23 protein-coding genes are annotated in these 26,170 nt (G+C 42.5%); 17 read left to right on the top strand and 6 right to left on the bottom strand.

Annotation, left to right across the window (positions count from 1 at the left end; translation table 11 throughout):
- Window positions 1-383 precede the first annotated feature (383 nt).
- Complete coding sequence (locus HXY43_RS23575) at window positions 384-2,795, bottom strand: CHASE2 domain-containing serine/threonine-protein kinase (RefSeq protein WP_290888601.1); 2,412 nt, start codon at window positions 2,793-2,795, stop codon at window positions 384-386.
- 699 nt (window positions 2,796-3,494) lie between these two features.
- On the opposite strand from HXY43_RS23575, the gene HXY43_RS23570 reads away from it, so the two are divergent.
- From HXY43_RS23570 to HXY43_RS23560, 3 genes are all read left to right on the top strand, one after another.
- Entirely contained in the window at window positions 3,495-4,016 is a 522-nt protein-coding gene (locus tag HXY43_RS23570; RefSeq protein ID WP_026731426.1) for an NYN domain-containing protein, read from the top strand.
- Window positions 4,017-4,119: 103 nt separating this feature from the next.
- Window positions 4,120-5,715, top strand: coding sequence for a 2-isopropylmalate synthase (locus tag HXY43_RS23565; RefSeq protein ID WP_290888598.1), 1,596 nt, complete (start codon window positions 4,120-4,122; stop codon window positions 5,713-5,715).
- A 294-nt stretch (window positions 5,716-6,009) separates the two neighbouring features.
- Window positions 6,010-7,452: an ATP-dependent DNA helicase RecQ gene (locus HXY43_RS23560; RefSeq protein WP_290888621.1), complete on the top strand. Its 1,443-nt coding sequence runs from the start codon at window positions 6,010-6,012 to the stop codon at window positions 7,450-7,452.
- A gap of 62 nt (window positions 7,453-7,514) precedes the next feature.
- Here the strand turns inward: HXY43_RS23560 and pheS are convergent, their stop codons facing one another.
- Complete coding sequence (pheS, locus tag HXY43_RS23555; protein WP_290888594.1) at window positions 7,515-8,507, bottom strand: phenylalanine--tRNA ligase subunit alpha; 993 nt, start codon at window positions 8,505-8,507, stop codon at window positions 7,515-7,517.
- A 271-nt stretch (window positions 8,508-8,778) separates the two neighbouring features.
- On the opposite strand from pheS, the gene surE reads away from it, so the two are divergent.
- The 4 genes from surE to HXY43_RS23535 all read left to right on the top strand — a co-directional run bounded on the left by surE (window position 8,779) and on the right by HXY43_RS23535 (window position 13,120).
- Window positions 8,779-9,576: a 5'/3'-nucleotidase SurE gene (surE, locus tag HXY43_RS23550; RefSeq protein WP_290888591.1), complete on the top strand. Its 798-nt coding sequence runs from the start codon at window positions 8,779-8,781 to the stop codon at window positions 9,574-9,576.
- A gap of 280 nt (window positions 9,577-9,856) precedes the next feature.
- Window positions 9,857-10,753: an MBL fold metallo-hydrolase gene (locus HXY43_RS23545; protein WP_290888588.1), complete on the top strand. Its 897-nt coding sequence runs from the start codon at window positions 9,857-9,859 to the stop codon at window positions 10,751-10,753.
- Between the two features lie 245 nt (window positions 10,754-10,998).
- Complete coding sequence (locus HXY43_RS23540; RefSeq protein WP_290888586.1) at window positions 10,999-12,072, top strand: bifunctional riboflavin kinase/FAD synthetase; 1,074 nt, start codon at window positions 10,999-11,001, stop codon at window positions 12,070-12,072.
- A 139-nt stretch (window positions 12,073-12,211) separates the two neighbouring features.
- Window positions 12,212-13,120, top strand: coding sequence for a MoxR family ATPase (locus HXY43_RS23535; RefSeq protein ID WP_290888582.1), 909 nt, complete (start codon window positions 12,212-12,214; stop codon window positions 13,118-13,120).
- 17 nt (window positions 13,121-13,137) lie between these two features.
- On the opposite strand, the gene HXY43_RS23530 is transcribed toward HXY43_RS23535, so the two are convergent.
- The gene (locus HXY43_RS23530; protein ID WP_290888579.1) at window positions 13,138-13,428 is read right to left on the bottom strand and encodes a hypothetical protein; all 291 of its coding nucleotides are present in this window, start codon (window positions 13,426-13,428) and stop codon (window positions 13,138-13,140) included.
- A gap of 90 nt (window positions 13,429-13,518) precedes the next feature.
- On the opposite strand from HXY43_RS23530, the gene HXY43_RS23525 reads away from it, so the two are divergent.
- From HXY43_RS23525 to HXY43_RS23480, 10 genes are all read left to right on the top strand, one after another.
- Window positions 13,519-13,806 carry a hypothetical protein gene (locus HXY43_RS23525; protein WP_290888576.1) on the top strand — a complete coding sequence of 96 codons (288 nt, stop codon included), beginning with the start codon at window positions 13,519-13,521 and terminating at the stop codon, window positions 13,804-13,806.
- Between the two features lie 47 nt (window positions 13,807-13,853).
- Window positions 13,854-14,594, top strand: coding sequence for a class I SAM-dependent methyltransferase (locus HXY43_RS23520; protein ID WP_290888572.1), 741 nt, complete (start codon window positions 13,854-13,856; stop codon window positions 14,592-14,594).
- Window positions 14,595-14,705: 111 nt separating this feature from the next.
- Window positions 14,706-15,251, top strand: a complete 546-nt coding sequence (locus tag HXY43_RS23515; RefSeq protein WP_290888569.1) for a cytochrome C — start codon at window positions 14,706-14,708, stop codon at window positions 15,249-15,251.
- Window positions 15,252-15,308: 57 nt separating this feature from the next.
- Window positions 15,309-15,680, top strand: a complete 372-nt coding sequence (locus HXY43_RS23510) for a four helix bundle protein (RefSeq protein ID WP_290888566.1) — start codon at window positions 15,309-15,311, stop codon at window positions 15,678-15,680.
- A gap of 3 nt (window positions 15,681-15,683) precedes the next feature.
- The gene (locus HXY43_RS23505; RefSeq protein ID WP_290888563.1) at window positions 15,684-15,818 is read left to right on the top strand and encodes a hypothetical protein; all 135 of its coding nucleotides are present in this window, start codon (window positions 15,684-15,686) and stop codon (window positions 15,816-15,818) included.
- Window positions 15,819-16,020: 202 nt separating this feature from the next.
- Entirely contained in the window at window positions 16,021-18,816 is a 2,796-nt protein-coding gene (gene secA / locus HXY43_RS23500) for a preprotein translocase subunit SecA (RefSeq protein WP_290888560.1), read from the top strand.
- A gap of 129 nt (window positions 18,817-18,945) precedes the next feature.
- Window positions 18,946-20,064: a DNA-processing protein DprA gene (gene dprA / locus HXY43_RS23495; protein WP_290888618.1), complete on the top strand. Its 1,119-nt coding sequence runs from the start codon at window positions 18,946-18,948 to the stop codon at window positions 20,062-20,064.
- Window positions 20,065-20,367: 303 nt separating this feature from the next.
- Window positions 20,368-21,219 (top strand): hypothetical protein, encoded by an 852-nt coding sequence (locus HXY43_RS23490; protein ID WP_290888557.1) that lies wholly within the window; start codon window positions 20,368-20,370, stop codon window positions 21,217-21,219.
- A 63-nt stretch (window positions 21,220-21,282) separates the two neighbouring features.
- A complete protein-coding gene (locus HXY43_RS23485) occupies window positions 21,283-22,011 on the top strand; it encodes a hypothetical protein (RefSeq protein WP_290888554.1) in 729 nt (242 codons plus the stop codon).
- Between the two features lie 305 nt (window positions 22,012-22,316).
- Window positions 22,317-22,799, top strand: coding sequence for a hypothetical protein (locus HXY43_RS23480; protein ID WP_290888551.1), 483 nt, complete (start codon window positions 22,317-22,319; stop codon window positions 22,797-22,799).
- Window positions 22,800-22,856: 57 nt separating this feature from the next.
- Here the strand turns inward: HXY43_RS23480 and psb28 are convergent, their stop codons facing one another.
- The 3 genes from psb28 to HXY43_RS23465 all read right to left on the bottom strand — a co-directional run bounded on the left by psb28 (window position 22,857) and on the right by HXY43_RS23465 (window position 26,103).
- Window positions 22,857-23,222 carry a photosystem II reaction center protein Psb28 gene (gene psb28, locus HXY43_RS23475; protein ID WP_290888548.1) on the bottom strand — a complete coding sequence of 122 codons (366 nt, stop codon included), beginning with the start codon at window positions 23,220-23,222 and terminating at the stop codon, window positions 22,857-22,859.
- A gap of 87 nt (window positions 23,223-23,309) precedes the next feature.
- Entirely contained in the window at window positions 23,310-25,016 is a 1,707-nt protein-coding gene (locus HXY43_RS23470) for a serine hydrolase (RefSeq protein WP_290888615.1), read from the bottom strand.
- A 307-nt stretch (window positions 25,017-25,323) separates the two neighbouring features.
- On the bottom strand, window positions 25,324-26,103 hold the full coding sequence (locus tag HXY43_RS23465) for an RNA methyltransferase (RefSeq protein WP_290888545.1): 780 nt from the start codon (window positions 26,101-26,103) through the stop codon (window positions 25,324-25,326).
- Window positions 26,104-26,170 lie beyond the last annotated feature (67 nt).

Here is a 26,170-nt window from a genome sequence, read left to right as displayed (position 1 = left end):
GCCAACCAGCCACAGCAACCAGAAACTCCACCAATTAATGACTCAACTGGGAGTCCCAACCCAGCCAACCAGCCACCGCAACCAGAAACTCCACCAATTAATGACTCAACTGGAGGGGCAAACCCAGCCAACTAAACTCTCACGCCAGGGACTCCTGCTTCGAGTCAGTAAAACCTACCAAACTTTCCTACAGAATTAGGATACGTGAAGTACTCACCTCCAAATCTTACTGCCAGGGGAAACACCATGTGTATGAGCATCTACCCCCTATGGAGGTGCATCCAGTTTCATTAGTAATGCTCTTTCTATAGGAACACCAAGAAATTGTTGCTGATTATACAACCATCAATTAATGATTAGTAACAAACAACAAACAACAAAAATTATTTTTTCTTTTCTCTAGGATCTGGCAACAAATACGTGGAAGATGGTGGTTCTTGAGTATCTTGAGATATTTTAGTCCAAGGTGTGGTAGAAGTGTCTGACTCTTCTGATAAATGAATAGTATTTTCTAACGAGCTGTCCTTTAGCAAAGAATATCTGTCTTCAGACATGATTAACTTGTTTACTGCTTCGAGTGCTTCTAGTGCAGATTGATAGCGCTGTTGGAAGTCTTCTAGCACCATTTTAGAGACAATTCTAGCTAAGCTACGGCTAACATTGGCTTTGTCGAGCCATTTCACTTCGGCACTAGCATCTCTTTCCAACTCATGAGGAGGGATGCCAGTTAAAGCTTTAATCGCAATCATGCCAACTGCATAGATATCACTACTGTATTGTGGACGTCCAAAACATTGCTCGCTTGGTGCATAACCTTTAGTACCAATGCCAATGGTAAAGGCGGTTTGTTCCGGACTATTGAAAATTTGTGTAGCTGCTTCTTTTACAGCCCCAAAGTCAATTAGTACCAATTTACCGTCTGATTTTCGTCGGATGATATTGCTGGGTTTAAGATCCCGATGAATCATGCCGTTTTGATGTACAAATGCCAATGTTTGCAATAAATCTCGCAAAATTTTGATTGTTGCGATTTCTGACAGAGATTTGCCTGGTGGCATTTCCTGACTGAGAGCATGACCAACTATATACTCTTGAACTAAGTAAAATTCTTCCTCTTGTTCAAAATAAGCCAATAGTTGAGGTATTTGGTCATGATTTCCTAACTTTTCTAGTGTTTGGGCTTCTGAATAGAATAAACGTTTAGCAACAGCCAATTGCTCTGATTTATTATTAGCTGGTTTTAGCTGCTTGACAACACACAGGGGATTGCCCGGACGCTGGGTATCTTCAGCAATGTAAGTTTCGCTGAATCCTCCAGCACCAAGAACTTTGACAATTTTATAACGTCCGCCCAACATTTTCCCCGATAATGCTATGTCTAGTTGTTGGAGCAGGTCTTGAAGGTCGTGTTGTTGACTAATAATTTCCTGAACAACAGGGGAAGTTTTATATTTTTTGAAAATAGTCAGTAATTGCTGTTTTCGGAAAATTTCCCTGGCTGCTTCTGTTCCCAAATAGCACATTCCAATCGCTGTAATTGCCACAACTGGAATAGCAGCGGGAAAAATTAAATGACCGTAAATGAATAATGCATAGCTAATTCCTCCCCAACCGATCGCAAGAACAAGGCTATATAACAATCTTCTGATTCCTTGCTTGCTTTTAGCAATGATGACTGCACATCCACCGACTAAACCGAATACAAACAAAGCCCGTAAAGGTGAAGTGTTAATTCCTGGGGCGATGCTTTTTCCTTCCATCAAAGTTGCGATCGCATTGGCATGAATTTCTACCCCTGACATTTGCTCTGGGTACAGCCAGCTAGAAGCAGCAGGTACTGGGTAATAGTCCTTTGCCAACTGTGATGTTACGCCAATTACTACAATTTTGTCTTTGAAAATCTTTCCCTGTTGTAAATAGGTGTTCCAGTTTTCTGGGTCAAGTACGTGCCAAAAAGGATATGCTTCAAATGTACCCGCACTGCCGTAAAAATATATGCGATCGCCTTTTGGTTGAGGATAATCAACTTGCGATGCTCTTAAAGCTGCTTCATCAAAGGAAGGTATTTTGTCTGTAGGAATAAATCCTTCTTTTTCTGCTAATAATTTGGGAAATTCATGAGCTAAGCGATGAATTTTGTCATCTATCTCTATAGGAAAATTTACAGAGCCAATCGATACTGAACCTGTGCGAAACAACTGCTGAGGTTGCGTTAGTTGCCAAAAGATGCCTTGGTGCGTCTCATTATTTTCGTAGAGCGCAGCTAAGGTAACTTTGTCCCCATAACGTTGTAATACTGCCTGTAAATTGCGATCGTCTTGTTCACCGTAACTACTGGGCTGATCAAAAACTAAATCTACCGCTACGTGACGCGCCCCTGCTTGCACTAACTTTTCGATGGCTTGGGCATATGCTGTACGTTGAAAAGGAAAAGCTTTTAATGGTTCTAAATAAGCATAGGTTTGCAGATCTGTTTTGTAATACTGCTGCGGCATTGATATCGATTGCTCGTCAATTGCCAAAATCACTATATCTTCTGGAGGAACCATCGGTCCTCGCACGAGAAAAAAAATAGAATGCGCTTGATTTTCCATCAATTGCATCCAACCCAAACTAGAAGCACTCAGTAGTGATGCCCCTACTACCCAAGCGCTAGCAAACACGTGGCCTAAACGTGTCATCAGCTTTAGCTGACGTGTTAATGCCGTCGAAGTTGCTTTTGTTGGTTTACTTGACGCTTGATTGGCAGCAGAGACATCTTTTTTGGTTAATGTATATATAGGTTCTTCTGCCATATCCTATTACTGATTAATTTACGTAATGTGATTTTCTTTATTTACACTCTCTTTTCATGCAATAAACTTGAAATAAGACTTAAATGGAAAACTTATACATTTGTAAACTATCCTCTATTGATTACTAAACTTTGCGTCAGCACTGTGCGGGAAAATTTCTGGCACGTCAGCTAGATACTACCTAACTTCTAACTCTGACTTAGGTCTTTAGAGTTATTTTTCTATAGACACATGGGTGGCGGCAAGGTTTTACTACCAAACAGAAGCTGTTACACCACTCCAAAGGATACACCCTAAAAATTGCACCGAATCTTCTGGAAGACCTTGTTTGGCAACGTACGGGAACTCTCCGTACGTCTTGTACAATATTTGCTCTTCCTCAAGAAATATTCCCAGTCTTTATCTTACACTAAGCCTATACTATACCGCTTTAGGAGTAAACTTAATTGGTATATAGTCTTCCTAATTGGTAGATTTTGATTATGGGGTGCAATTAACAACGCCAAGGGTGAAAAATGTTAAGCACTCTGTTAAGCTTAACACCTAATGTTTCAGTTTAGTTTCTACTTTCAGAGAGGTTATATACAAGTTATATATGAAAATATAATTTATAGGTAATAGCAAAATTGACATTTTATAATTGCTATAATCTATTGTTCAATCTAAATTCTTCTTTATCTATTATTAGGTGTAAATTTTATGGGTTCCTCGATGAATCGTCTGTCTATTTTTGTAGACGGAAACAATATGTTCTATGCTCAACAAAAAAATGGCTGGTTTTTTGATCCGCGACGAGTCTTAGAATACTTCAGACACGAACAGCCAGACACAACTTTAATCAATGCCTTCTGGTACACTGGCTTAAAAGATCAACAAGATCAAAGAGGTTTTAGAGATGCTTTAATTAGTCTAGGATATACTGTTAGAACTAAAGTTCTCAAAGAATATTATGATGATTCTTCCGGTCGTTATTCACAAAAAGCTAATTTAGATATTGAAATTGTTGTAGATATGTTTAACACTGTAGAACAATACGATCGAGTAGTTTTATTTAGTGGAGATGGAGATTTTGAAAGAGCTATAGAACTATTGCGTTCAAAAAACACCCATATTACAGTAGTATCCACGGAGGGAATGATAGCCAGAGAATTACGCAATGCCACGGATAGATATATAGATTTAAATGATATTCGTGACCAAATAGAAAAAATAGATGGATAGTTGCTTCATAGTAAACTAGGCATTTATTTACACATAATATAAATAAAAAACTAGGGTTGAAAGTATTTTAAAGCACAAATAAAAACTAGACAACAAACAGCCAATGAAAACCAAATCAGAACGCATTATAATTTTTGATACCACACTCAGAGATGGTGAACAATGTCCGGGAGCGACTCTGAATATAGATGAAAAACTTACAATTGCTAAGCAATTAGCACGTCTAGGCGTGGATGTGATCGAGGCTGGTTTTGCTTTTGCAAGCCCAGGAGATTTTGAAGCAGTTAATAAGATTGCCCAAATTGTAGGGACAGAAACTGGCCCTGTAATTTGTAGTTTGGCAAGAGCGCGACAAGAAGATATTAAAGCTGCTGCCCAAGCTATTAGACCAGCTGCAAAAGGTAGAATTCACACTTTTATAGCTACTTCTGATATTCACCTCAAATATAAGTTGAAAAAAACTAGACAAGAGGTGTTGGCGATCGCTGAAGAAATGGTCGCTTATGCAAAAAGTTTCACCGATGATATTGAATTTTCTCCTGAAGATGCAGGACGTTCCGAACCAGAATTTCTCTACGAAGTTTTAGAACGAGCGATCGCTGCTGGCGCAACAACAGTTAATATTCCTGATACCGTTGGTTACACCACTCCAAGTGAATTTGGAGCCTTAATTAAAGGCATTAAAGACAACGTTCCTAACATCGATAAAGCTATTATTTCTGTTCACGGACACAACGATTTAGGCTTAGCTGTTGCCAACTTCTTAGAAGCAGTCAAAAATGGTGCTAGGCAGTTAGAATGCACCATTAATGGTATTGGTGAACGAGCAGGAAATGCAGCGCTAGAAGAGTTGATCATGGCATTGCACGTGCGGCGGCAGTATTTTAACCCCTTCTTGGGACGTCCCACAGAATCTGAAGAACCCCTGACAAATATCGATACCAGGCAGATTTATAAAACCTCCCGCATGGTTTCCAATTTGACAGGGCTGTTAGTGCAGCCAAATAAAGCAATTGTGGGAGCGAATGCCTTTGCCCACGAATCGGGAATTCACCAAGATGGTGTGCTAAAAAACAAGCTCACCTATGAAATTATGGATGCCCAATTAATCGGTTTGACAGAAAATCAAATTGTGTTGGGTAAACATTCAGGTAGAAACGCCTTCCGTACCCGCTTGCGAGAATTGGGTTATGAACTGACAGAAACTGAATTAAATAAAGCATTTGTCAGGTTCAAAGAAGTAGCCGATAAAAAGAAAGAAATCAGTGATTGGGATTTGGAAGCTATTGTTAATGATGAAATTCAACAAGCTCCCGATCTGTTTAAATTAGAGTTAGTGCAAGTTTCTTGCGGCAGCAACGCCAAACCCACCGCTACAGTCACTCTGCGTACCCCAGAAGGTGAAGAATTAATCGATGCAGCCATTGGTACAGGCCCTGTGGATGCTGTTTACAAAGCCATCAATCGCGTCATCAAGGTACCCAACCAGTTGATTGAATTTTCCGTGCAGTCAGTCACAGCAGGAATAGATGCAATTGGGGAAGTCACTATCCGTTTGCGGCACGAAGATAGAGTTTTCTCTGGCCATGCGGCAAATACAGATATTATCGTGGCGTCAGCGCAAGCATACGTAAACGCATTGAATCGGCTATATGCTTGGTTGCAAAATCAGCCTCAGCCAGAAGAAGTTAATGCTTAGAAAGTTTTGTGCAGCAAGCAAGGATAAGGTTTCCCTTATCCTTTGCCACTTGTACTCTACCCAAAACTTGTACTTTCTCTGCCTCAACTAATTTATATTTCAATACGCTTGGTGATAAGATAATTTGCCTAACGATAACGTTTGTAGAGACGTTGCAATGCAACGTCTCTACTTATATTTATATTTGAAAAATACTTCTTGATCAACGAACCAAAAATACAACTGATACAAATACTGAACCTTGAGTTAGATGGCAGAGGATATATTCAAAATCACATCCGTCTACTATCGTTCATGAATAATCCAGCAACAACTTCATGGCACGAAGTCCGCGCTGCATTCCAAAAAATCTGGGGTTATGAAGATTTCCGGCCGCCACAGGGAGAAATTATCCATAGTTTGTTGGCGAAAAAGGATACACTGATTATCATGCCCACAGGTGGGGGTAAATCAATTTGCTTTCAACTTCCAGCGTTGTTGCAAACAGGATTAACTTTGGTGGTTTCGCCTTTGGTGGCGTTGATGGAAAACCAAGTTCAAGAATTACGTCAACGTAACTTAAGTGCTGCCCTCTTACACAACGAATTGCCCTCTTCCCAGCGACGGCAAACTCTCTACGCTTTGGAACAACAAAAGCTAAGATTACTATACTTATCGCCAGAAACTTTATTTAGTCCCCCAGTTTGGCAAAGATTATGCCAGCCGCAACTTGCAATCAACGGCTTGATTTTAGATGAGGCACATTGCCTAGTGCAATGGGGAGAAACATTTCGACCTGCTTATCGAAGAATCGGGGCAGTGCGACCAGCACTATTGAAATCAAAACCTGTGGGAACAAAAATAGTGCTAGCCGCTTTCACTGCCACCGCCGATCCTCTAGCCCAAAAAATAATCCAAGGAACTCTACAACTAGACCAACCAGCAGTTTTTCGTTTGAATCCCTATCGTTCTAATCTTAATCTAAGAGTCCAGATAGTTTGGACTCCACGGGATAGAAAGCAACAATTATTAAAATTTATCCAACAAAGACCACAAACAGCAGGATTAGTTTACGTTCGCAGCAGACGAGATAGTGAGAATTTAGTTGCATGGTTGGAAGAGATAGGTTACGTTACAGCCAGTTATCATGCGGGACTGGGTGCAGAGGAACGCCGCGCGATCGAGGCTAAGTGGATAGAAGGAAAAATGCCATTTGTGATTTGCACTTCTGCCTTTGGTATGGGGATAAACAAGCCAGATGTACGTTGGGTAATTCACTTTCACGCACCCTTGTTGCTATCAGAGTATGTGCAAGAAATTGGACGCGCGGGAAGGGATGGCAAACCAGCGCAGGCACTGACTTTGATCGGTGAACCTACGGGGTGGTTAGATCCAGGGGATAAGCAAAGACAAAGATTTTTTGAAGAAAAAGTGCGATCGCAACAACGTCAAGCACAGCAACTGATAAAAAAACTGCCAAAAACCGGGGAAGTGAACGCAGTGGCACGAAAGTTTCCCGATGCTGCTGTAGCGCTTTCTCTACTGCACAGTATTGGTCAGTTGAATTGGCTTGACCCTTTCCATTACAGCATTATTTCGGGCGCGAAAAGTCAACCAACAACACAATTACAAGCTGCCAAGCAGATGAATCAGTATCTGATCGCCAAGCAGTGTCGCTGGCAGTTTTTGTTGAATGCTTTTGGTTTTGAAAAAGATGCTCTTAACTGGCGATGCGGTCATTGTGATAATTGTCATTAGTCAAGAGTCAAGAGTCAAAACCTATGAACTCTGAACCCTTAACTATGAACTCTTGACTATTTTTAAAATTGCTGCAAAAAGCGCAAATCGCTAGTATAGACACGCCGGATATCATCCAGTTGGTGCAGCACCATTGCAAAGCGTTCTACGCCAAAACCAGCAGCAAAGCCAGTATAAACTTCTGGGTCGTAACCTACTGCTTTTAACACATTGGGATCGACCATACCGCAGCCCATCACTTCTAACCAGCGTCCATTCCACTGCAAATCAACTTCAGCTGATGGTTCCGTAAACGGGAAATAACTGGCACGAAAGCGAATTGGCAACTCACCAAACATCTGCTGCAAAAATACTTTGATGCTACCTTTGAGGTCGGTAAAAGTTAGTCCCTCGTCAATTGCCAAAAGTTCAATCTGATGAAAAACTGCTGCGTGGGTGGCATCGACGTTATCTCTTCGATAGACTCTCCCAGGGGCAACAATGCGGATGGGAGGTTCTTCGGCTTCCATGTAACGAATTTGCACCGATGAGGTATGAGTCCGCAGCAAATTACCGTCTGGCAGATAGAAGGTATCCTGCATATCGCGGGCAGGATGATCGGGTGGGGTATTCAGCGCCTCAAAGTTGTAATAATCTGTTTCCATTTCTGGCCCAGAAGCTACTGTGTACCCCATACCAACAAAAATATCCAGCGCCCGGTCGATGATGCCGTTAATAGGATGGACTTTACCTTGGGGGCGGTAAATTCCCGGCATGGTTACATCTAAAGTTTCAGCCTCTAGCTGTGCCTGAATTTTAGCTGCTTCCAGGGTGGTACGTTGCTGGTCAAGGCTTTTTTGCAGAGCTTCTTTGACTGTATTGGCGATCGCTCCAATTTTTGGTCTCTCCTCTTGTGGGAGTTTGCCCATACCGCCTAAAAGTACTGATAAATCACCTTTTTTACCAAGGTATTTAACTCTCAGTTCTTCTAACCTTTCTAGCGTATCGACAGCGGCGATCGCTTTTTCTCCTTCTTCTTTTAGTGCTAAAAGTTGAGCCTCTAAGTTGCTTGTCATTAGTTAATAGTCATTGGTCATTGGTCATTGGTCATTGGTCATTGGTCATTGGTCATTAACAAAAGACAAATGACAAATGACTAATCAAATTAATTAATAAGTCAAATGTGGATTAAAGGCAACGCTTAAAACCCAACCTACCACTACCAGTTTAGAAGTGATTGAGTTGAATGAACGTTTTTTATTTCATACTTGTGACACACGGCATTGACAATCGACCAAAGACTGTTGACTAATGACTTAATGAGATATCACTATAAACTGATTGTGTATGAAATTACTTATCAGTAACGATGACGGTATTTATGCCCTTGGTATTCGTACACTTGCCAATACGTTGGCGGAAGCAGGACATGAAGTTACTGTAGTTTGCCCAGATCGGGAACGTTCCGCCACTGGTCATGGACTCACACTACACCAACCAATTCGCGCTGAAATTGTCGAATCAGTTTTTCATTCCGCCGTCAAAGCTTGGGCTTGTGATGGCACTCCCTCTGACTGCGTCAAATTGGCGCTATGGGCTTTGCTTGAATCTCCTCCGGACTTAGTTCTTTCTGGTATCAATCAAGGTGCAAACCTGGGAACGGAGATTCTTTATTCAGGTACTGTTTCTGCGGCAATGGAAGGCTTAATTGAAGGTATTCCTAGTGTGGCACTCAGTTTAACTAGTTTTTCTTACAAAGATTTTCAACCTGCGGCGAAATTTGCCAAAATCCTAGTAGAACATCTGGCGAAAAAACCTCTCCCTGATTTGATGTTGCTTAACGTTAATATTCCTGCTGTCGATTGGGAAGAAATTGCAGGAGTCACCATCACCCGTCAAAGCGTACGGCGCTATGTAGATGTTTTCGACAAGCGCATCGATCCGCGTGGTAAAACCTATTACTGGTTAACAGGGGAAGTTTTAGAGGATGTAGAACCACCATCAGGATTAAAATTGCCTCAAAATATACCTATGGATGTACATGTTATCCGTGAAAACTACATCAGTATAACGCCATTGCAATATAATCTTACTTACGCAACAGGATTGCATCAATTATATCAGTGGGATTTTAAATTTACGTAAATAACGGGTGTATGGGTAACAGTATTGTGATAGTTAAATGCATCACAAAAAAATATAGGCTATAAAGTAGGAGCGCATTCTTAGATAACCTGACAAACTCCCTAAAAAATTAAGGCAAACACTCTAGAATGCCTAACTTGTATTAGGGAAAACTAGCCAAGTAAATGTATGCTGTTTTACCAAATAAATTACACCTGCCAAAAGTGGTAATACAGCATAAACTGAACAAAATAAGTAACATTTTTTATTGTTCGCCCGCTCAGTCCAGCAAGCAACACCCATGTCAAGGATAGAGAACCAATTTACCGTGCATTTTTGGGGCGTTCGCGGCAGCATCCCCTGTCCAGGACCTAACACCGTCCGTTATGGAGGTAATACCCCTTGCGTAGAGATGCAAGTGGGCGGCAAGCGCTTAATTTTTGATGGTGGCACGGGACTGCATGTTCTAGGGCAATCCTTGTTGCCTAAAATGCCCATAGAAGCTCATATATTCTTTACTCACTCTCATTGGGATCACATGCAGGGTTTTCCCTTTTTTACACCAGGGTTTGTCAAGGGAAACGCTTTTTGTATCTATGGCGCGATCGCTCCCGATGGTTCAACTATAGAGCAACGTCTTAACGATCAGATGCTGCATCCAAATTTTCCTGTACCGTTGCAGATTATGCAGGCTAATTTGGATTTTTACAACGTCATACCAGGGCAATCCATACATATCGATGAGATTACTATAGAAACTGCACCGCTGAACCATCCCGGTGAAGCAGTTGGATACCGAGTTAATTGGCGTGGTGGTACTGCTGTTTACATTACCGATACCGAACATTTTCCGGATAGGCTGGATGAAAATGTTCTGTGGCTAGCTCGTGATGCTAATATCCTCATCTACGACTCCACTTATACCGATGAGGAATATCATTCACCAACTAAACCAAAAATCGGCTGGGGACATTCTACATGGCAAGAAGCCGTGAAGGTAGCTAAAGCTGCGAATGTTAAGACACTGGTGATTTTCCACCATGACCCTGCCCACGACGATGAATTTTTAGATCGTGTCGGAGAAGAAGCCCGTCGGAAATTTCCTAGTGCAGTTATGGCACGGGAAGGAATGGTTCTTCAGGTTCCTGTTTCAGTTCCCTTATCAGAATCTTTTCCTGTTAGTAAGTTTTCTGCGTAAATATTGCTCAAGGAAGCGATATTAAATTTTAGATTAGATTGGTGATCGAGAGCTTATCCTACAAGAAAGCGACCTCTGGGTATCTGTAGCAGTCAGCGATCGCCTTTGTGGAGTCGTTCACAAGTCAAAAGCTGATAGCACCAGTGCCTTCAAAACAGGTTCTCTTAGCCTAGAAGACGCTTAAAAAGGCGGCTTTGTGTAGGGTTTGCTTGAAAGCTGAACAAACCTAAAATCCCAGAATCGACGTGCCAAATCTGTCTCAAAATGGGTGTTCTGTGTGGGTAACATCTTCAACTCAATTGGCTCTAACGCCAACTGCTGTTGCGCTTGGCAAATTTGATGGTGTACATCGCGGTCATCAACGAGTCATTCAACCAATATTGGAAGACATAGGGACACGGGGACACGGGGACACGGGGACATTTTCACTCTCCGCGTCCCCACGTCCCAATCTCTCCGCGTCATCCAAAGATCGCATTTATTCGACCGTTGTCACCTTCGATCCTCATCCGCAAGAGTTTTTTACTGGTCAACCCCGGACTTTGCTCACACCATTGGATGAAAAAGTCCAGCAGTTGCGATCGCTTGGAGTCGAACAATTGGTACTATTGCCTTTCGATAAAGACTTATGCGCTTTGAGTCCCGAAGAGTTCGTAGAAAAAATTCTCGTCGAACAACTGCAAGCAGTACAAATTAGCGTTGGGCAAGATTTTCGTTTTGGTTCTAGACGCACTGGTACTGCTAAAGATTTACAAGTACTCGCCGCCAAGTACAACATTCCCGTCACCATCGTCTCTTTAGAAACTTGTGCAGACTCCCAAGCAAGCCAAAGCAGCGACGCCACCGAGGAGACTCGCATTAGCAGTTCACTAATCCGCGACATTCTTGCTAACGGCGATATCCAACAGGCAAACAAACTGCTGGGACGTCCTTACACTCTGATCGGTACTGTGATTAAAGGTCAACAACTTGGCAGAACTCTTGGCTTTCCCACCGCCAACCTACAATTACCCAAAGACAAGTTTCTGCCTCACCAAGGTGTTTATGCTGTCCGCGTTTTCATTGTTGGTGAAACATTAGATATTGCAGGGAATGGCTATTTGGGCGTCATGAATATAGGCAACCGCCCTACGGTAAATGGTATTTGTCTGTCAGTAGAAGTCCATATTTTTGATTGGTTTGGTGACTTATATGGTAAAAAGCTAGCAGTGCAGCTAGAAAAATTTTTGCGACCCGAACAAAAATTTCCCAATCTGGAAGCCCTGAAAACCCAGATTCAACTAGACTGTACTGCCGCTAGAGCTTTTTTTGGGTGCTGAATGTTAATTTCGTCCTGCCAAGGGAACACTAAAAAAGGGACTGGTTAGTGGTTAGTGGTTAGTGGTTAGTAGTTAGTTTTTGACCACTAACCACTAACTACTAACTATTTCCTCAACCCTATCCCCTAATTACTGGTGCATGAGAGATAAAATTGACGCTCTAACACAAAATTTGGCTTACACTATCGTTGGTAAAATCGAGGCGATACGCTTAGTACTAGTCGCCTTACTGGCTGGTGGTCATGCCCTGTTAGAAGATGTTCCTGGTGTAGGCAAAACACTCCTGGCAAAAACACTCGCTCGTTCCATAGATGGCAAATTTCAAAGACTACAATGCACTCCTGATTTATTACCAACTGACATCACCGGTACCAACATCTGGAACCCCAAAAGCGGTGAATTTCACTTTCTTCCCGGCCCGGTATTTGCCAATGTGCTGCTAACCGACGAAATTAACCGCGCCACACCCCGCACCCAATCGGCTTTGCTGGAAGTCATGGAGGAGCATCAAGTCACAGTTGATGGCGTTTCTCGTGCTGTCCCCACACCATTTTTTGTCATTGCGACTCAAAACCCCATCGAGTACCAAGGTACTTTTCCCTTACCGGAAGCTCAGATGGATCGGTTTATGCTGTCGTTGAGTTTGGGCTATCCTTCTGAAGAAGAAGAACTGCAAATGCTGCAACGCTTGCACAAAGGAGTGAATGTTCTTGATTTGCAGCCTTGTATTAGCTTGGCAGAAGTCCAACAATTGCAGCAAATCTGCGCTCAGGTAAAAGTGGATATTTCCTTGCAACAATACATTCTTGACTTAGTCAGGGCGACGCGATGCGATGAAGAAATTACTCTTGGCGTCAGCCCGCGTGGTACTGTGGCATTGCATCGGGCTACTCAGGCGCTGGCTTTTCTGTTAGGGCGTGATTACGCTATTCCCGATGATGTGAAGTTTCTTGCCCCTTATGTTCTTTGTCATCGCCTCATTCCCACAGGCGGACGCAGGGCAAGAACAGTGATGGAACGGTTGTTGCGAGCTGTGCCGATTCCTTAAATCAATCATCTAGAGGTTCACTCCAAACTCGAAGCTTGCCGTCCGCCTAAACGTTGTTCTTGCGCCGCAGGTAGGATGTTCACACAGATGGTTGCATAAGCACCTTGCTCCTGACCAATGATAATTAGGCGAATAAAATCTCCTAAGCCTTCCACTAATCGCGCATTGCGTAAAATTCCGGTATCGATTGGTAAAAATCCTATCTCTTCTGCAAGCTGCATTACTGTTTTTCTGGCTTGCTCATCATCTGCTGCAACAAACACGGAAACTCCATAATCCCTCAGCGGCTCAGGTGCTAATTCAAACACTTATTGTGCCATTGTGTTAAAAGCTTTGACTACACGCGCATTCGGTACATCTTTAGATTGTTGGCGGTGTTTAAATGGTTGGATGAACTATTGACAAAGCCAGATTGTTTAGGCTGTCCGTTCCTCATTACAACAGCAGAATTTGCACAATTGGACTATCCGGGACATCAAATTGCGATTAAGCATAAAGAAGCGGTGCGCGATCGCCTGATGCAATTATCCGAACAAGCAAGTGCAAGCAATCCACGCGAACTCGGTGCAAATTTACTGTTGCTAATTGATGGCGCATTTGCCCAACGGCGCTTATTTGGTCAAGTTGCGGAGGTATCTTTAGAAAAAGCAGCAGCTACGCTAATTAATGCGTACTTGTCTGCATAAATCTTAAGTTAAGAATATCCGTTAATGCACCCTCTCAATTCTCTCTCATGAGTGCAAATAGATTCGATTTTGAAGCGCTGTTCGACGAAGATTATCTTTACTTCTACGAACCACTGTTGACACCAGAACGGACGGAACGCAATGTTGATTTAATCTGTCGTCTGCTGAATTTAGAAGCAGGAATGGCTGTATTAGATTTAGCTTGTGGACACGGGCGAATTGCTAATCAACTGGCTAAAGGTGGCTGTAATGTAACTGGGCTTGATGCTACAGCTTTATTTTTGGACAAAGCCCGTCAAGATGCAGCGACTAGCAGTGTGGAAGTTGAGTACATCCAAGGTGATATGCGTTCTCTGCCGTGGAGCGATCACTTTGACTGTATTATCAATTGGTTCACCGCTTTTGGCTACTTCGATGACGATGAAAATCGCTTGGTACTAGCTGAAGCCTATCGCGCCCTCAAAACAGAGGGCAAATTGTTAATTGATATTCAAAACTTGTACCGCATAATCAAAGACTTTCATCCTACCTTTATTACCGAACGCGATGGCAATTTCATGATTGATACTAACCGCTACGATATCTCTACTGGTCGGACATACAACGAACGAATTATCATCCGTGATGGGCAGATACGTCGCATCAATTTCTTTGTTCGTCATTTTACCTTTACAGAACTCCGCGACTGGTTATGCCAACCTGGTTTCCGTCAGGTTGAGGGTTACGGACACGATGGTGAGCCATTCGCACTTGATAGCCGCAGAATGATTGTAGTAGCAACAAAGTGAAGGGATTGGGAACTAGGAATTAGGTAATAGGTCATGGAAAAAACAATCATAAATTATTAATCTCCAATCCACAATCCAAAATCTAAAATCCAAAATCAAATAGGGGTGAGGATGTCAAATATTATTAAGCGTCGTAACCACCGCCAACTCAAGAGAAAGCCTTTTGGTTTACTTTTAGTAGTCTTCGCTTGGAGTTTGGCTATGGGCTGGTTACTATCCTTTGCAACTAACGTCCAAGGTGCTACTCCCACTTCCGAGATCGGCACTGTTGATGTAGTACCTAGCCAATACCAACTAGGGCAGGAACTTTACCTCGAAAATTGTTCTAGCTGTCACATTGCCTTACCACCAGAAGTTTTTCCGACTCAAACTTGGAAAAATCTCTTAGAAGACTCACAACATTACGGCAGCCAGCTCAAACCTTTAGTCGATCCACCACGCATTTTGATTTGGAGATATCTTGCTACTTTTTCCCGTCCTCAGCTAGAAGAAGAACAAACGCCCTATCGCCTCAATAATTCTCGTTATTTCAAAGCTTTGCATCCCAAAGTCAAGCTGCCACGTCCTCTAGAGATAAACAGCTGTGCCTCCTGCCATCCTGGTGTTAATGAGTATAATTTCCGCCGTCTCACGCCGGAGTGGGAGAATTCGCCGTAATGGGAATTGGGCATAGGGCATGGGTTATGTTTGATGGAGGTTTTTTGGGTGTTTTGGATGGCACGACCCGATTTTGAAGATTTGCAAGTTTACCAACTGGCTGAGAAGCTAGCTAATGAGATTTGGCAGATTGTTCAGAGATGGGACTATTTCACGAAGGATACTATTGGCAAGCAAATTGTTCGATCTGCTGATAGTGTTTGTGCCAACATCGCAGAAGGGCGAGGTAGGTATAATGACCCGGATAATCGGCGTTGTGTCAAAATTGCCAGAGGATCTTTATATGAAACAGTCAGTTGGTTGAGACTAGCTTACGCTCGACAACTTTTAACAAATGAACAGGTAAACAAATTCAAGCCAATCATTGACGAGCTATTGCCCAAACTCAATGCTTATTTAAACTCCATAGGAAATAGGGAATATAAATAACCCATGCCCATTGCCCAATGCCCAATGCCCATTGCCCCATGCCCAATGCCCATTGCCCAATGCCCCACTCCCCCTAAAGGACGGCGATCGCTACTTGAGCATGGTTGGAGTTCACTGCTTCATCTGGGGGCAAAATGATACTATTAATAAAGTTTCAAACATAAACTTGTAGTTTAAATTCATCATTTAGTAAGTAGATTGGTCAGTCTTCTTGCTGTTTTTGAGGAAATTTACATTACCAGCCCTGCTGTTGAGTATTAAGGCTCAGTTGGGTTAGATGCTTATAATCAATTCCAAATCTTAAATTCCCCTCTCCCTTGATTTTGTTCAATAACCTGCCATGCTAAAAACTTTGTTGGGCGACCCCAACGCTCGTAAGCTTAAAAGATACCAACCTTACATTACAGAAGTTAACCTCTTAGAGGAAGATATTAAAGCCCTTTCTGATGAGGAACTCAAGGGCAAAACAGCGGAGTTTAAGCTGCGTTTGACTAAGGGCGAAACTTTGGATGATATCTTACCAGAAGCGTTCGCTGTGGTCAGAGAAGCTGCACGGCGAGTCTTAGGGTTGCGGCATTTTGATGTCCAAATATTAGGCGGTGTCATATTACACACAGGGCAAATTGCCGAAATGAAAACTGGTGAGGGCAAAACCCTGGTTGCTACCCTACCTAGTTATTTGAATGCTCTGACAGGCAAAGGCGTACACGTAGTTACGGTTAACGATTACTTGGCTCGTCGTGACGCAGAATGGATGGGACAGGTGCATCGTTTCTTGGGGTTGAGTGTGGGGCTAATTCAGGCAAGCATGACTCCCCAAGAGCGAAAGAAAAACTACGAGTGTGACATTACTTATGTCACCAACAGCGAGGTAGGTTTTGACTATCTGCGCGACAACATGGCGACAGACATGAAAGACGTGGTGCAGCGCCCGTTCAACTACTGTGTAATTGACGAAGTAGACTCGATTTTAATTGATGAAGCGCGGACTCCGTTGATTATTTCCGGGCAAGTAGAACGACCAACAGAAAAATATCTGGAAGCAGCCCGGATTGCCGCAGCACTCAAAAAAGATGAGCATTATGAAGTAGATGAAAAAGCTCGTAATGTACTGTTGACTGATGAAGGCTTTGCCGAAGCAGAACAGCTGTTGGGAGTAAAAGATTTATTCGATCCAGAAGATCCGTGGGCACACTTCGTTTTCAATGCTATTAAGGCGAAAGAACTGTTTCTCAAGGACGTCAATTACATTGTCCGCAACCGGGAAGTGGTGATTGTTGATGAATTTACTGGGCGGGTGCTACCTGGACGCCGTTGGAGTGATGGACTGCACCAGGCAATTGAAGCGAAAGAACGGGTAGAAATTCAACCAGAAACTCAGACTCTAGCAACAATTACCTATCAAAACCTGTTCTTGCTGTATCCAAAACTAGGTGGAATGACAGGAACGGCAAAAACAGAAGAAGCTGAATTTGAAAAAATTTACAAACTAGAAGTAACGGTAATTCCTACCAACCGTACCAGAAGACGTGAAGATTTGTCCGATATGGTCTTTAAGACCGAAGCGGGTAAATGGAGGGCGATCGCCAAAGAATGTGCCGAAATGCACCAACTAGGCCGACCTGTATTGGTAGGAACTACAAGTGTAGAAAAATCAGAATATCTCAGCCAGCTGTTGAAGCAAATGGAGATTCCCCACGAACTGCTCAATGCCCGACCGGAAAACGTAGAGCGTGAAGCAGAAATTGTGGCTCAAGCAGGACGCAAAGGTGCTTTGACCATTGCCACCAACATGGCTGGTAGAGGTACGGATATTATCCTTGGTGGTAACGCCGAATACATGGCGCGTTTAAAGCTGCGGGAATACTTCATGCCCCGGATCGTGAAGCCGGAAGATGAAGATATGTTTAGCATCCACAGAGCGTCTGGTTTACCTCCCGCCGGAAGTGGTGGTGGTCAAGGCTTTGTGCCTGGTAAAAAAGTTAAAACTTGGAAGGCTTCACCGCAGGTTTTCCCAACTCAGCTTTCTAAAGAAGCAGAACAAATGCTCAAACAAGCTTTAGAATCTGCGGTGCGAGAATATGGCGATCGCAGTCTGCCAGAATTAGAAGCAGAAGAAAAGGTAGCTGTAGCAGCAGAAAAAGCTCCTACCGACGATCCTGTGATTCAGCAATTGCGAAACGCCTACAACCGCGTCAAGCAAGAGTATGAAGCATTCACCAGCCGCGAACACCAAGAAGTAGTAGAACTGGGAGGCTTGCACGTAATTGGTACAGAACGTCACGAATCGCGGCGGATTGACAACCAGTTGCGGGGACGTGCCGGACGGCAAGGCGACCCTGGTTCGACGAGATTTTTCCTCAGCTTAGAGGATAACCTGATGCGGATTTTTGGTGGCGATCGCGTTGCCAAATTGATGGAGATGTTCCGCGTCGAAGAAGATATGCCCATTGAATCTGGGATGCTTACCCGCAGTTTAGAAGGCGCGCAGAAAAAAGTCGAAACTTACTACTACGACATCCGCAAACAGGTGTTTGAGTACGACGAGGTGATGAACAACCAGCGCCGCGCCATCTACGCCGAACGCCGCCGAGTCTTGGAAGGGCAAGACTTGAAAGAACAGGTGATTGAGTACGCCGAAAGAACGATGGATGACATCGTTAACTACTACATCAACCCAGACTTACCCTCAGAAGAGTGGGAATTAGACAAGTTGGTGGAGAAAGTCAAAGAATTTGTTTATCTGCTAGCAGATTTGCAGTCAAACCAACTAGTAGATATGTCAATGGCTGAGATTAAAGCCTTCCTGCACGAACAAGTGCGGATCGCCTACGACATCAAAGAAGCCCAGATTGACCAAATTCAACCCGGATTGATGCGTCAAGCCGAACGCTTCTTTATCTTGCAGCGAATTGACACCCTGTGGCGGGAACACCTACAACAAATGGATGCCCTGCGCGAGTCCGTAGGATTACGGGGTTACGGTCAAAAAGATCCATTAATTGAGTACAAGACCGAGGGTTACGAACTCTTCTTGGATATGATGACCAACATTCGCCGAGATGTGGTCTACTCATTGTTCATGTTTCAACCCCAACCCCAGCCAGTAGTGCAAACATCATCAGAGATGGTGTAAGTCTAGGCACTAGAAATCATTTTACGTAAAGACGCTAAGAATAACTTGGCGTCTTTGCTTTTTGGCGTCAATCATATTTCAGCTAGAGAATCTGGGAATAATCAAGCCAGAACAGATGAGGATGAACAATTGGCAGTTGAACGTGCGTATTGGCTAGCTTGGTCGCGTATATCTGGGATTGGCCCAGTATTGCTGCAACGATTGCAAGAGCATTTTGGCACACTCAAAGCGGCTTGGGAAGCTAGTCCGGCACAATTGCAAGCAGTTGACGGTTTTGGTTTTCAGACATTAGAAAAGGTGACAAGACAGCGATCGCGTCTCCATCCCGAACAACTACTCACCCAACACCAAGAACAAAACCCTAATTTCTGGACACCAGCAGATGCAGAATATCCCCGCTTGCTCTTAGAAACCCCTAGTCCACCGCCATTATTGTACTTTCGCGGAGAAGTCGAACCCCAAGAGAATCTCGGACAAAAGCCACTAGTTGCCATTGTCGGTACGCGCCAACCCTCAGAGTATGGTATCCGTTGGACTCGTCAAATTAGCACGGCTTTGGTTAAAAATGGCTTTACAGTCGTTTCTGGTTTAGCAGAGGGAATTGACACAGAAAGTCACGCCGCCGCTATCAAAGCTGGAGGGCGTACACTAGCAGTTTTAGGTACAGGCGTAGATGTCATCTATCCAGCCAAAAATCAGGAATTGTACAAGCGAATTCTCGCTGCTGGATTGGTTTTGAGTGAGTACCCAACTCAAACTCCCCCCGATCGCGCCCATTTTCCCCGTCGCAACCGGATTATCGCTGGGTTGAGTCGTGCTGTATTGGTGATGGAAGCACCTCTAAAATCCGGTGCACTGATAACAGCTAACTATGCGAATGAATTTGGCAGAGATGTTTATGTACTCCCAGGAAGATTGGATGATTACCCATCTCAAGGGTGTTTAAAGTTACTCAGCCAAGGTGCGGCTCCCATTCTTAAAGAACTAGACGAACTGTTAAAAATGCTGGGAGCAATACCAAAATTAGATTCTGTTCAGGCGTCACCACAATCCCAACAGTTAATATTGCCTAACTTATCAGCAGAAGTTCAGCAGGTAATGAATGCGATTTCTTCAGAGCCTTTGTCCTTTGATGTTATTGTCAAACAAACAGGCATGGCTGCGGGTGCGGTTGCTAGTGCTTTGTTGCAGTTGGAACTAATGGGTTTAGTCTCGCAACTGCCAGGAATGAGATATCAGCGTATTTGATAGCATTTTGGGATTTTTGATAAATTGATTTTCCCTTTTGAGCATCATCTTTGGTGAATTCTAGCCAGTAATCGAAAATTAAATTTCACCAAAAAATTTGGAGAGAATCTGGAATTGACCAACTTCTGTTGGTAGCTAAGTTTGTTGCGTTCAGATGGTGAAGCATACTCTTGTAAGCTCAAAATTCCAGAAGCAAGCCTATATATTTGTAACCATACTAGATTGTTTACCTATTTGTCTGTATCAATGTAGGTGCTTGTGTGCTGAATAAGTACAAATTTTTAATTCAAGGGTAATTGATAAATGCAAATACAAAAATCTAACCAAGATATTGCGCTCCGAGTCACAGATCAAGCAATTAAAAAGAAAATTTTTGGAGCAACTTTTTTGATCGCTGCTATCTACTTTCTGGTGACATTATCTGGTTTTGGCTACACATTCTGGCAAGCTTCAGATATGGGAAGCATTTCTTGGGGATGGAAAATCGCCCTAATTATTACTCATTTGCTTCCCTTTGTTATTGTTCCTGTCACCATGAAGGTATTTTACGACCGTGCAGATTACTTAGTATCAAAGGGGTTGCATTCTCCCTTTGCTCTTTACCTAGGGCTTCCTTTTCAAATGGTTGCTATTGCCTTTGAGATTGGCTGGCACATACAACAAAATTGGTTTTATCAAAATGATTATACCTTTTTGAACTTCCTATTCTATGCATTTTTAATTTCATCCTTTGCTTTGTGGGCAGATGCCTTTGCTCGAAATAAATGGGTTGATATATTATTTGTCGGCAGTTTACTTGCCATCTCAGTTTTATATCCTTTAGGAGCAAGTCTGGATATTTCTGCCTTTAAAATTCCCATTTATATTGCTCTCACAATAGTCTTTGGATTTTTGACATATAGAGCCTACAAAGTTCTCCAAGACTGGCGGATCATCTTCGTACCTATTTTTTCTGTTGGTGTTAACTTATTCTTTGTTTTTCTCCTAGCTCAACACCAATCTAATCCCACCCTAAATCCACTCTTCCATATTCTCCACGACTTAGCTGGTACAGAAATGGGAGTTATCATTTTTGCTTATTTGGTCTACATTAATCCGCTACGCCAAGCTAACTCAAAATCACTCCAACAGGCTCAAGACAAAGGCGTTATATAGGTAAGTCAATAGCGATCGCAATCAAGATGCAAGTGATGTAGATACATTGGAGAGCCAAAAAAGATGACGAATATTTTGTCAGTTATTCACCCATTCTGCCATCTCAGTTATATCTTAGTCGAATGGGTATTACTAGTTTGGTCAATTCAACTGTGGTGCAAGTCAAACAGTATAGCAATGATTGTCCTACCCATACTTTTAGTATGCAGTAGCTATGACAATTTTGTTTTGTTAGTGGGAAGCCTGCTTGGTGAAGGAAAATTGCTGGAATCACTCAGTATGCTGCGTTTTCTTGCCCACTATATTGTCGTTCCCCTGTTTATTGTAATTGTAGTTGAACTTGCTCATCGAGCCGGAGCAGATTGGGCAGGTAGTCGGTTTGTCAGAGTTTTAGGTTGGGTACTTGCGATCGGACTCGGTATATATGATGTAGCTACTCAGTTTGTAGGACTCGAACTGGTTCCTGAGACATTTGCTGGTATGTTACGTTATGTCGCGGCTCAACCCAATCAATTACCAATTATCACTATTTTAGTTAACCTCTTTGTGATGATTATTGGTATCGGTATTTGGCGTAGATTGAAATGGTCTTGGCTATTTGTAGGTGCTTTAGTTTCTTTAATTGGTAACGCTATACCCACAGATCTTGTTGGTACAGTTCTTGCTAGCGTTTCTGAACTAATACTCGCTTTGTGTATGCTATTAACTGAACAACGAACACAGTATATGATGGCTATGTTGAAGCTATCTACTGAATCTCAGCAATCTCAACTGAACTTGCAGACATATTGAAGGTACAGAATAAATTTCACTAGTTTAACAATTTACCGATCTTCGCAAGAAGAATATCTCCCTTATCTCTTTGTTTAGCATGGTTGGGAGAATTTTTTTTAATATCATATTAAATCCGTTTGTATCGAAATTATTTTTCCTTCCTCATCTCTCTGTGCCCTCAGCGTCTGGTGCGGTTTTTTAATCATTCAGATCCTACCGAATTTTATATCACAAGTAAAAATCATAAAAATAAATCTCATTATCTACGAAATCACCCTTGAAAACTGTGTATTAATATTTGATAAGTTTTTAGAGGCGTAAAAATGATAGATCCAGATTGGATGGGAAGAGTCAATTTTTATGAATTAGTTTTTGGCACTTTTCTATCTTATTTCTTCCTAGTTTTGATGTGGGAGCAAATTTTTAATACTAAATTTGACGAATGGAGATATATCATCATTACATTTCTTGGTGCTAGCTTTTTTTTAGTTAATCACTATTTTCAAAATGCGCCCTTTTACCTTTGGTTAATTTGCGGATATAGCCTTGTATTTTTTATCCTATATTACATTATTGGTGTTATACCAATGCAAGGTTTTTTTCTGAAAAAAACTTTGGCCGCTCTAAGTAGTATAGTCTTTACTATTGCCTTTATCTTGTTTGAAAATATAGCCAGATTGGGAGTTGATAATTATGGTATTAATGAGTTTTGGTTTATGTTAATAGCCTACTTTGGCTATCTCTTAATTATTCTCTGGCGTGGTGAAGTCTTCAAGCCAAGATTTCAACAAAATAAGGAATTGTAAATGAATACATTATGAATGATGAATTTTTCATAGTTTCTAATTCATCATTCATAATTTTTATGATTCACCATAAGCCATGCCATTTGCCTCAGCGTAACGATGCATAAATCTCATAAATCTTTCCCAATGGTCATCCCGTTCGATTTCAATTTTGCACTCTACCCGTTGTAGCTCATCACCTTCTGCACCCCCAAAAATAAATTTTACAGAAGAAGGTGTAACATTTATATTTCCTTCTTCATCAGTCAAAAGCATTGAATTTAAAGATTGTTTTGTGAAGCTATTCAATCCTTCTAAGGCTTTTAATTGATTGAATGTCATTAAAACTATACGCTTTCCAGAACTGCTTCGTCGCAAGCTGACATTACTCAGTTCTTCGTAAATGCCAGTAAAAAATTGAATTGATGATGTAGTAGATGCCATTAGCAATTTAATTAAATTCAGGATTCACAAGCAGCTAATAGTGATTAGCTATGAGCAATCTATAAAAACTAAAATGGGTAGGAAAAATTATCTTTGATAAGGGTAAGGATAATACTGTGGATTCATCATTGGTGGAGACTGATAACTAGTTGGAGGTAGAGAACCTCCGAAGTTATTAGGCAGAGGCGGACTCATGATGGGGTACTGATAATTAGTTGTGGGCAGAGAATTTGTCGGTGGTGCAAGAGGAGTCATGACTGGGGGCTGATAACTGCTTGTAGGCGCTGGAGTTGGTACAGCAATTGTCGGAGTGTTAGAAGTTGTAGGGGTTGGAGCCGGTACAACACCCGGGGTGTTAGAACTTGTAGGCGTTGGAGTTGGCACAGCACCCGAGGTGTTAGAACTTGTAGGCGCTGGGTTTGGTGGCGCACTTGTTGGAATAGTAGGAGTTGTTTCAGTAAATTGTTGGTAAGCAGCGCGAGAAATTGAGCTAATTAATTTTCTGGCGTTGGGGTCGTTGTTGGGGCGTTTTACCATCACAGCAACTACGTAACGTTTGTTAGTTGGGAGGTCAACTAAACCTGCATCTGCTAGCATCGTACCAATATCGCCTGTCTTGTGGGCAATAGTTGCACCCTGTCCTAAACCACTTGGTAACAAGGTATTTCTAACAGTATTACGCATGATATCAAGTATGCGATCGCGCGATATCATGCTTACTAAATTGCCTTGACTAACCATCCCCATCAAATTTCCTAATTCTTTGGGACTAGTAGTATTCGTACCTTGCAAGTCAGGAAGTTGGTTGCGAATAACTGTGGTTGTTAAACCCCAACTCCGGAAGCGCTGATTTAATGCCTCAATGCCACCCATACGCTCTATTAGCATATTGGTCGCTGTATTATCGCTAATTGTCATCATCTTAGTTGCAACTTCCAGCGCTTTGAACTGTGAACCTGCGGGTTTGTACTGCATATCACCAGAACCGCCTGCAACCATCTCTTTTTGCATGGTCAGCATTTCATCGAGGCGAATCTTTCCAGCATCCACATCCTGGAAAAAGGCAACTAGAATTGGAATCTTAATTGTACTGGCTGCGGGAAAACTTGAGGAGGCATTTATATCTACGTAACCACCATTGTCCAAATCGACCACAAAAACCCCTGGTGTCAGATTTGGGTTGCCAGCCATCAGACCTTGCATGGCAGTTTTCAAGGGGATAATTTCTTGCGATAATGATGGAGTAGAAACTGTAGCTGTAGGAGTGGGACTAGGCTGTGTCTGCGCTTGCCTTAAGTCATCATTGGCTGATATTCCAGTAGTGGCGATACGGCTAGCAGGGTCTAATACTGACAATACCGTTCCTACGATTGCACCAATACCAACTCCCACAATTAGTAAGCGCAGGGCATATAGAATGGTTCTTGCCATGGGCTTTAACCGTGTTTTTCGGGATGTTCTGATCTTTTTGGGCAAAGCCTGCTTACGCACTCGTACAGTTTTTACCTTGACATTGCTGGGCTTGAAGGGTGGAATCTTTCCCGGTTTAGTAGGGATGGGTTTGATAGCTGCTGGCACTACTACCCCCGGTCGCTTTTTAGCTGTACTAGCATTGTTGGCGGAAGGATTCACTTTTAAACGTGTCAGCGTTGTTCCGTTTTGAGGAGGGCGCTGTTGTTCCTTAGAAGCTTTCACTTGATTTGGCCCCAACTTTTGCACTTTTCGGGTAAGCTGGCGGCGTCCACTAGTAGGTTGACGTCGTGAGAAACCTGTCATATCAGTTCTGGTTTCCATAAAATAACGATGGTGATAGCGAGGTGTATAATCTAGCAGATACCTATAAAGTTTTACCTGGTTGGGGTGGGGTAGTTTTTTAATCCCTATAAGGGATAAAGACATAGACTCGACTTTTCTGCAAACTCCCGAACCACTATTTACTCCTGAAAATCCTCAAAAGCAAGCATATATGGAATATACGGACACTTAAGTGCGGCTAATACCGTCTAAGCGTGTCCTCTTCTATTTTTACTTGTATTTTTGTGTTTAGTTTAAGTCATAATTAATAGCCTTGGGGAAAATTGCGTACATGGTAGCTAATTAATTAAAATTTTTCACTATCGCTTTTGTTAGAGAGCGCCCATTTCACCTGTCGTAAAATACCTCGTAACATAGCAACCTCGCGAGTTTGTAATTGAGCGCGATTATACAATTGCCGGAATTTTTCCATCCGGCTGGCTGCTGTATGGGGATACAGATAACCAATCTTTAGCAATAGGGATTCTAATTGCTGATAGTATGCTTCCACAACATCCAAAGGTGCGATTTCGGACTCAGGTGCTGTTGCAGAAGATGCAGGGATGCAGGGAAGCGAAGATGGTGTGAAATTTTCTCTTTCTGCATCAAATTGTGCTAACTCGTAACAACAAATTGCCACAGCCGTAGCTAAATTCAGCGATGAATAATTGGGACTCGTGGGAATGCGGACAAAGCGCTGGGCATAGTTTAATTCTTGATTAGTTAATCCCCGGTCTTCTCTACCAAAAATTAGTGCTGCGGGTTGTCCTTCCTCTGCTAGTAACCAGGGTAGTGCTGTACGGGGGGTTTCTAAAGGCGCTTGCCAGTGATGATCAATACCAGTTGTGGCGATCGCTCTTTTACATCCTTGCAACGCTTCTGGTAATATCGCTACCGATACCGCTGCATCTAAAATATCCTGGGCATGAACTGCCATCTGCCTTGCTTCCATTCCCAAGGGGTCGCATTGGGGATTTACTAACACCAGTTGATGCAGCCCAAAATTTTTCATCACCCGTGCAACAGACCCAACATTCAAGGGGCCAGCTGGCTCAACCAGTATAATTTTTATTCCAGCCAATGTCATTTGTCGCCTCCCTTCAGGGACTCTTAAAATTTTGACGCCAAAACACAAAGACGCCAAGTTTCCTTAG

It is taken from the genome of Fischerella sp. (assembly GCF_013388695.1).
Taxonomy (GTDB): Bacteria; Cyanobacteriota; Cyanobacteriia; order Cyanobacteriales; family Nostocaceae; genus PCC9605.
The sequence above is the reverse complement of the archived record's forward strand: the minus strand, read 5'-3'. Positions and strand labels throughout refer to the sequence as shown.

Excerpts from the sequence above, each read along its gene's own strand:
- HXY43_RS23575 (WP_290888601.1), bottom strand. The coding sequence starts at position 2,795 with ATGGCAGAAGAACCTATATATACATTAACCAAAAAAGATGTCTCTGCT.
- HXY43_RS23570 (WP_026731426.1), top strand. The coding sequence starts at position 3,495 with ATGGGTTCCTCGATGAATCGTCTGTCTATTTTTGTAGACGGAAACAAT.
- HXY43_RS23565 (WP_290888598.1), top strand. The coding sequence starts at position 4,120 with ATGAAAACCAAATCAGAACGCATTATAATTTTTGATACCACACTCAGA.
- HXY43_RS23560 (WP_290888621.1), top strand. The coding sequence starts at position 6,010 with ATGAATAATCCAGCAACAACTTCATGGCACGAAGTCCGCGCTGCATTC.
- pheS (WP_290888594.1), bottom strand. The coding sequence starts at position 8,507 with ATGACAAGCAACTTAGAGGCTCAACTTTTAGCACTAAAAGAAGAAGGA.
- surE (WP_290888591.1), top strand. The coding sequence starts at position 8,779 with ATGAAATTACTTATCAGTAACGATGACGGTATTTATGCCCTTGGTATT.
- HXY43_RS23545 (WP_290888588.1), top strand. The coding sequence starts at position 9,857 with ATGTCAAGGATAGAGAACCAATTTACCGTGCATTTTTGGGGCGTTCGC.
- HXY43_RS23535 (WP_290888582.1), top strand. The coding sequence starts at position 12,212 with ATGAGAGATAAAATTGACGCTCTAACACAAAATTTGGCTTACACTATC.
- HXY43_RS23520 (WP_290888572.1), top strand. The coding sequence starts at position 13,854 with ATGAGTGCAAATAGATTCGATTTTGAAGCGCTGTTCGACGAAGATTAT.
- HXY43_RS23515 (WP_290888569.1), top strand. The coding sequence starts at position 14,706 with ATGTCAAATATTATTAAGCGTCGTAACCACCGCCAACTCAAGAGAAAG.
- HXY43_RS23510 (WP_290888566.1), top strand. The coding sequence starts at position 15,309 with ATGGCACGACCCGATTTTGAAGATTTGCAAGTTTACCAACTGGCTGAG.
- HXY43_RS23505 (WP_290888563.1), top strand. The coding sequence starts at position 15,684 with ATGCCCATTGCCCAATGCCCAATGCCCATTGCCCCATGCCCAATGCCC.
- secA (WP_290888560.1), top strand. The coding sequence starts at position 16,021 with ATGCTAAAAACTTTGTTGGGCGACCCCAACGCTCGTAAGCTTAAAAGA.
- HXY43_RS23490 (WP_290888557.1), top strand. The coding sequence starts at position 20,368 with ATGCAAATACAAAAATCTAACCAAGATATTGCGCTCCGAGTCACAGAT.
- HXY43_RS23485 (WP_290888554.1), top strand. The coding sequence starts at position 21,283 with ATGACGAATATTTTGTCAGTTATTCACCCATTCTGCCATCTCAGTTAT.
- HXY43_RS23480 (WP_290888551.1), top strand. The coding sequence starts at position 22,317 with ATGATAGATCCAGATTGGATGGGAAGAGTCAATTTTTATGAATTAGTT.
- psb28 (WP_290888548.1), bottom strand. The coding sequence starts at position 23,222 with ATGGCATCTACTACATCATCAATTCAATTTTTTACTGGCATTTACGAA.
- HXY43_RS23470 (WP_290888615.1), bottom strand. The coding sequence starts at position 25,016 with ATGGAAACCAGAACTGATATGACAGGTTTCTCACGACGTCAACCTACT.
- HXY43_RS23465 (WP_290888545.1), bottom strand. The coding sequence starts at position 26,103 with ATGACATTGGCTGGAATAAAAATTATACTGGTTGAGCCAGCTGGCCCC.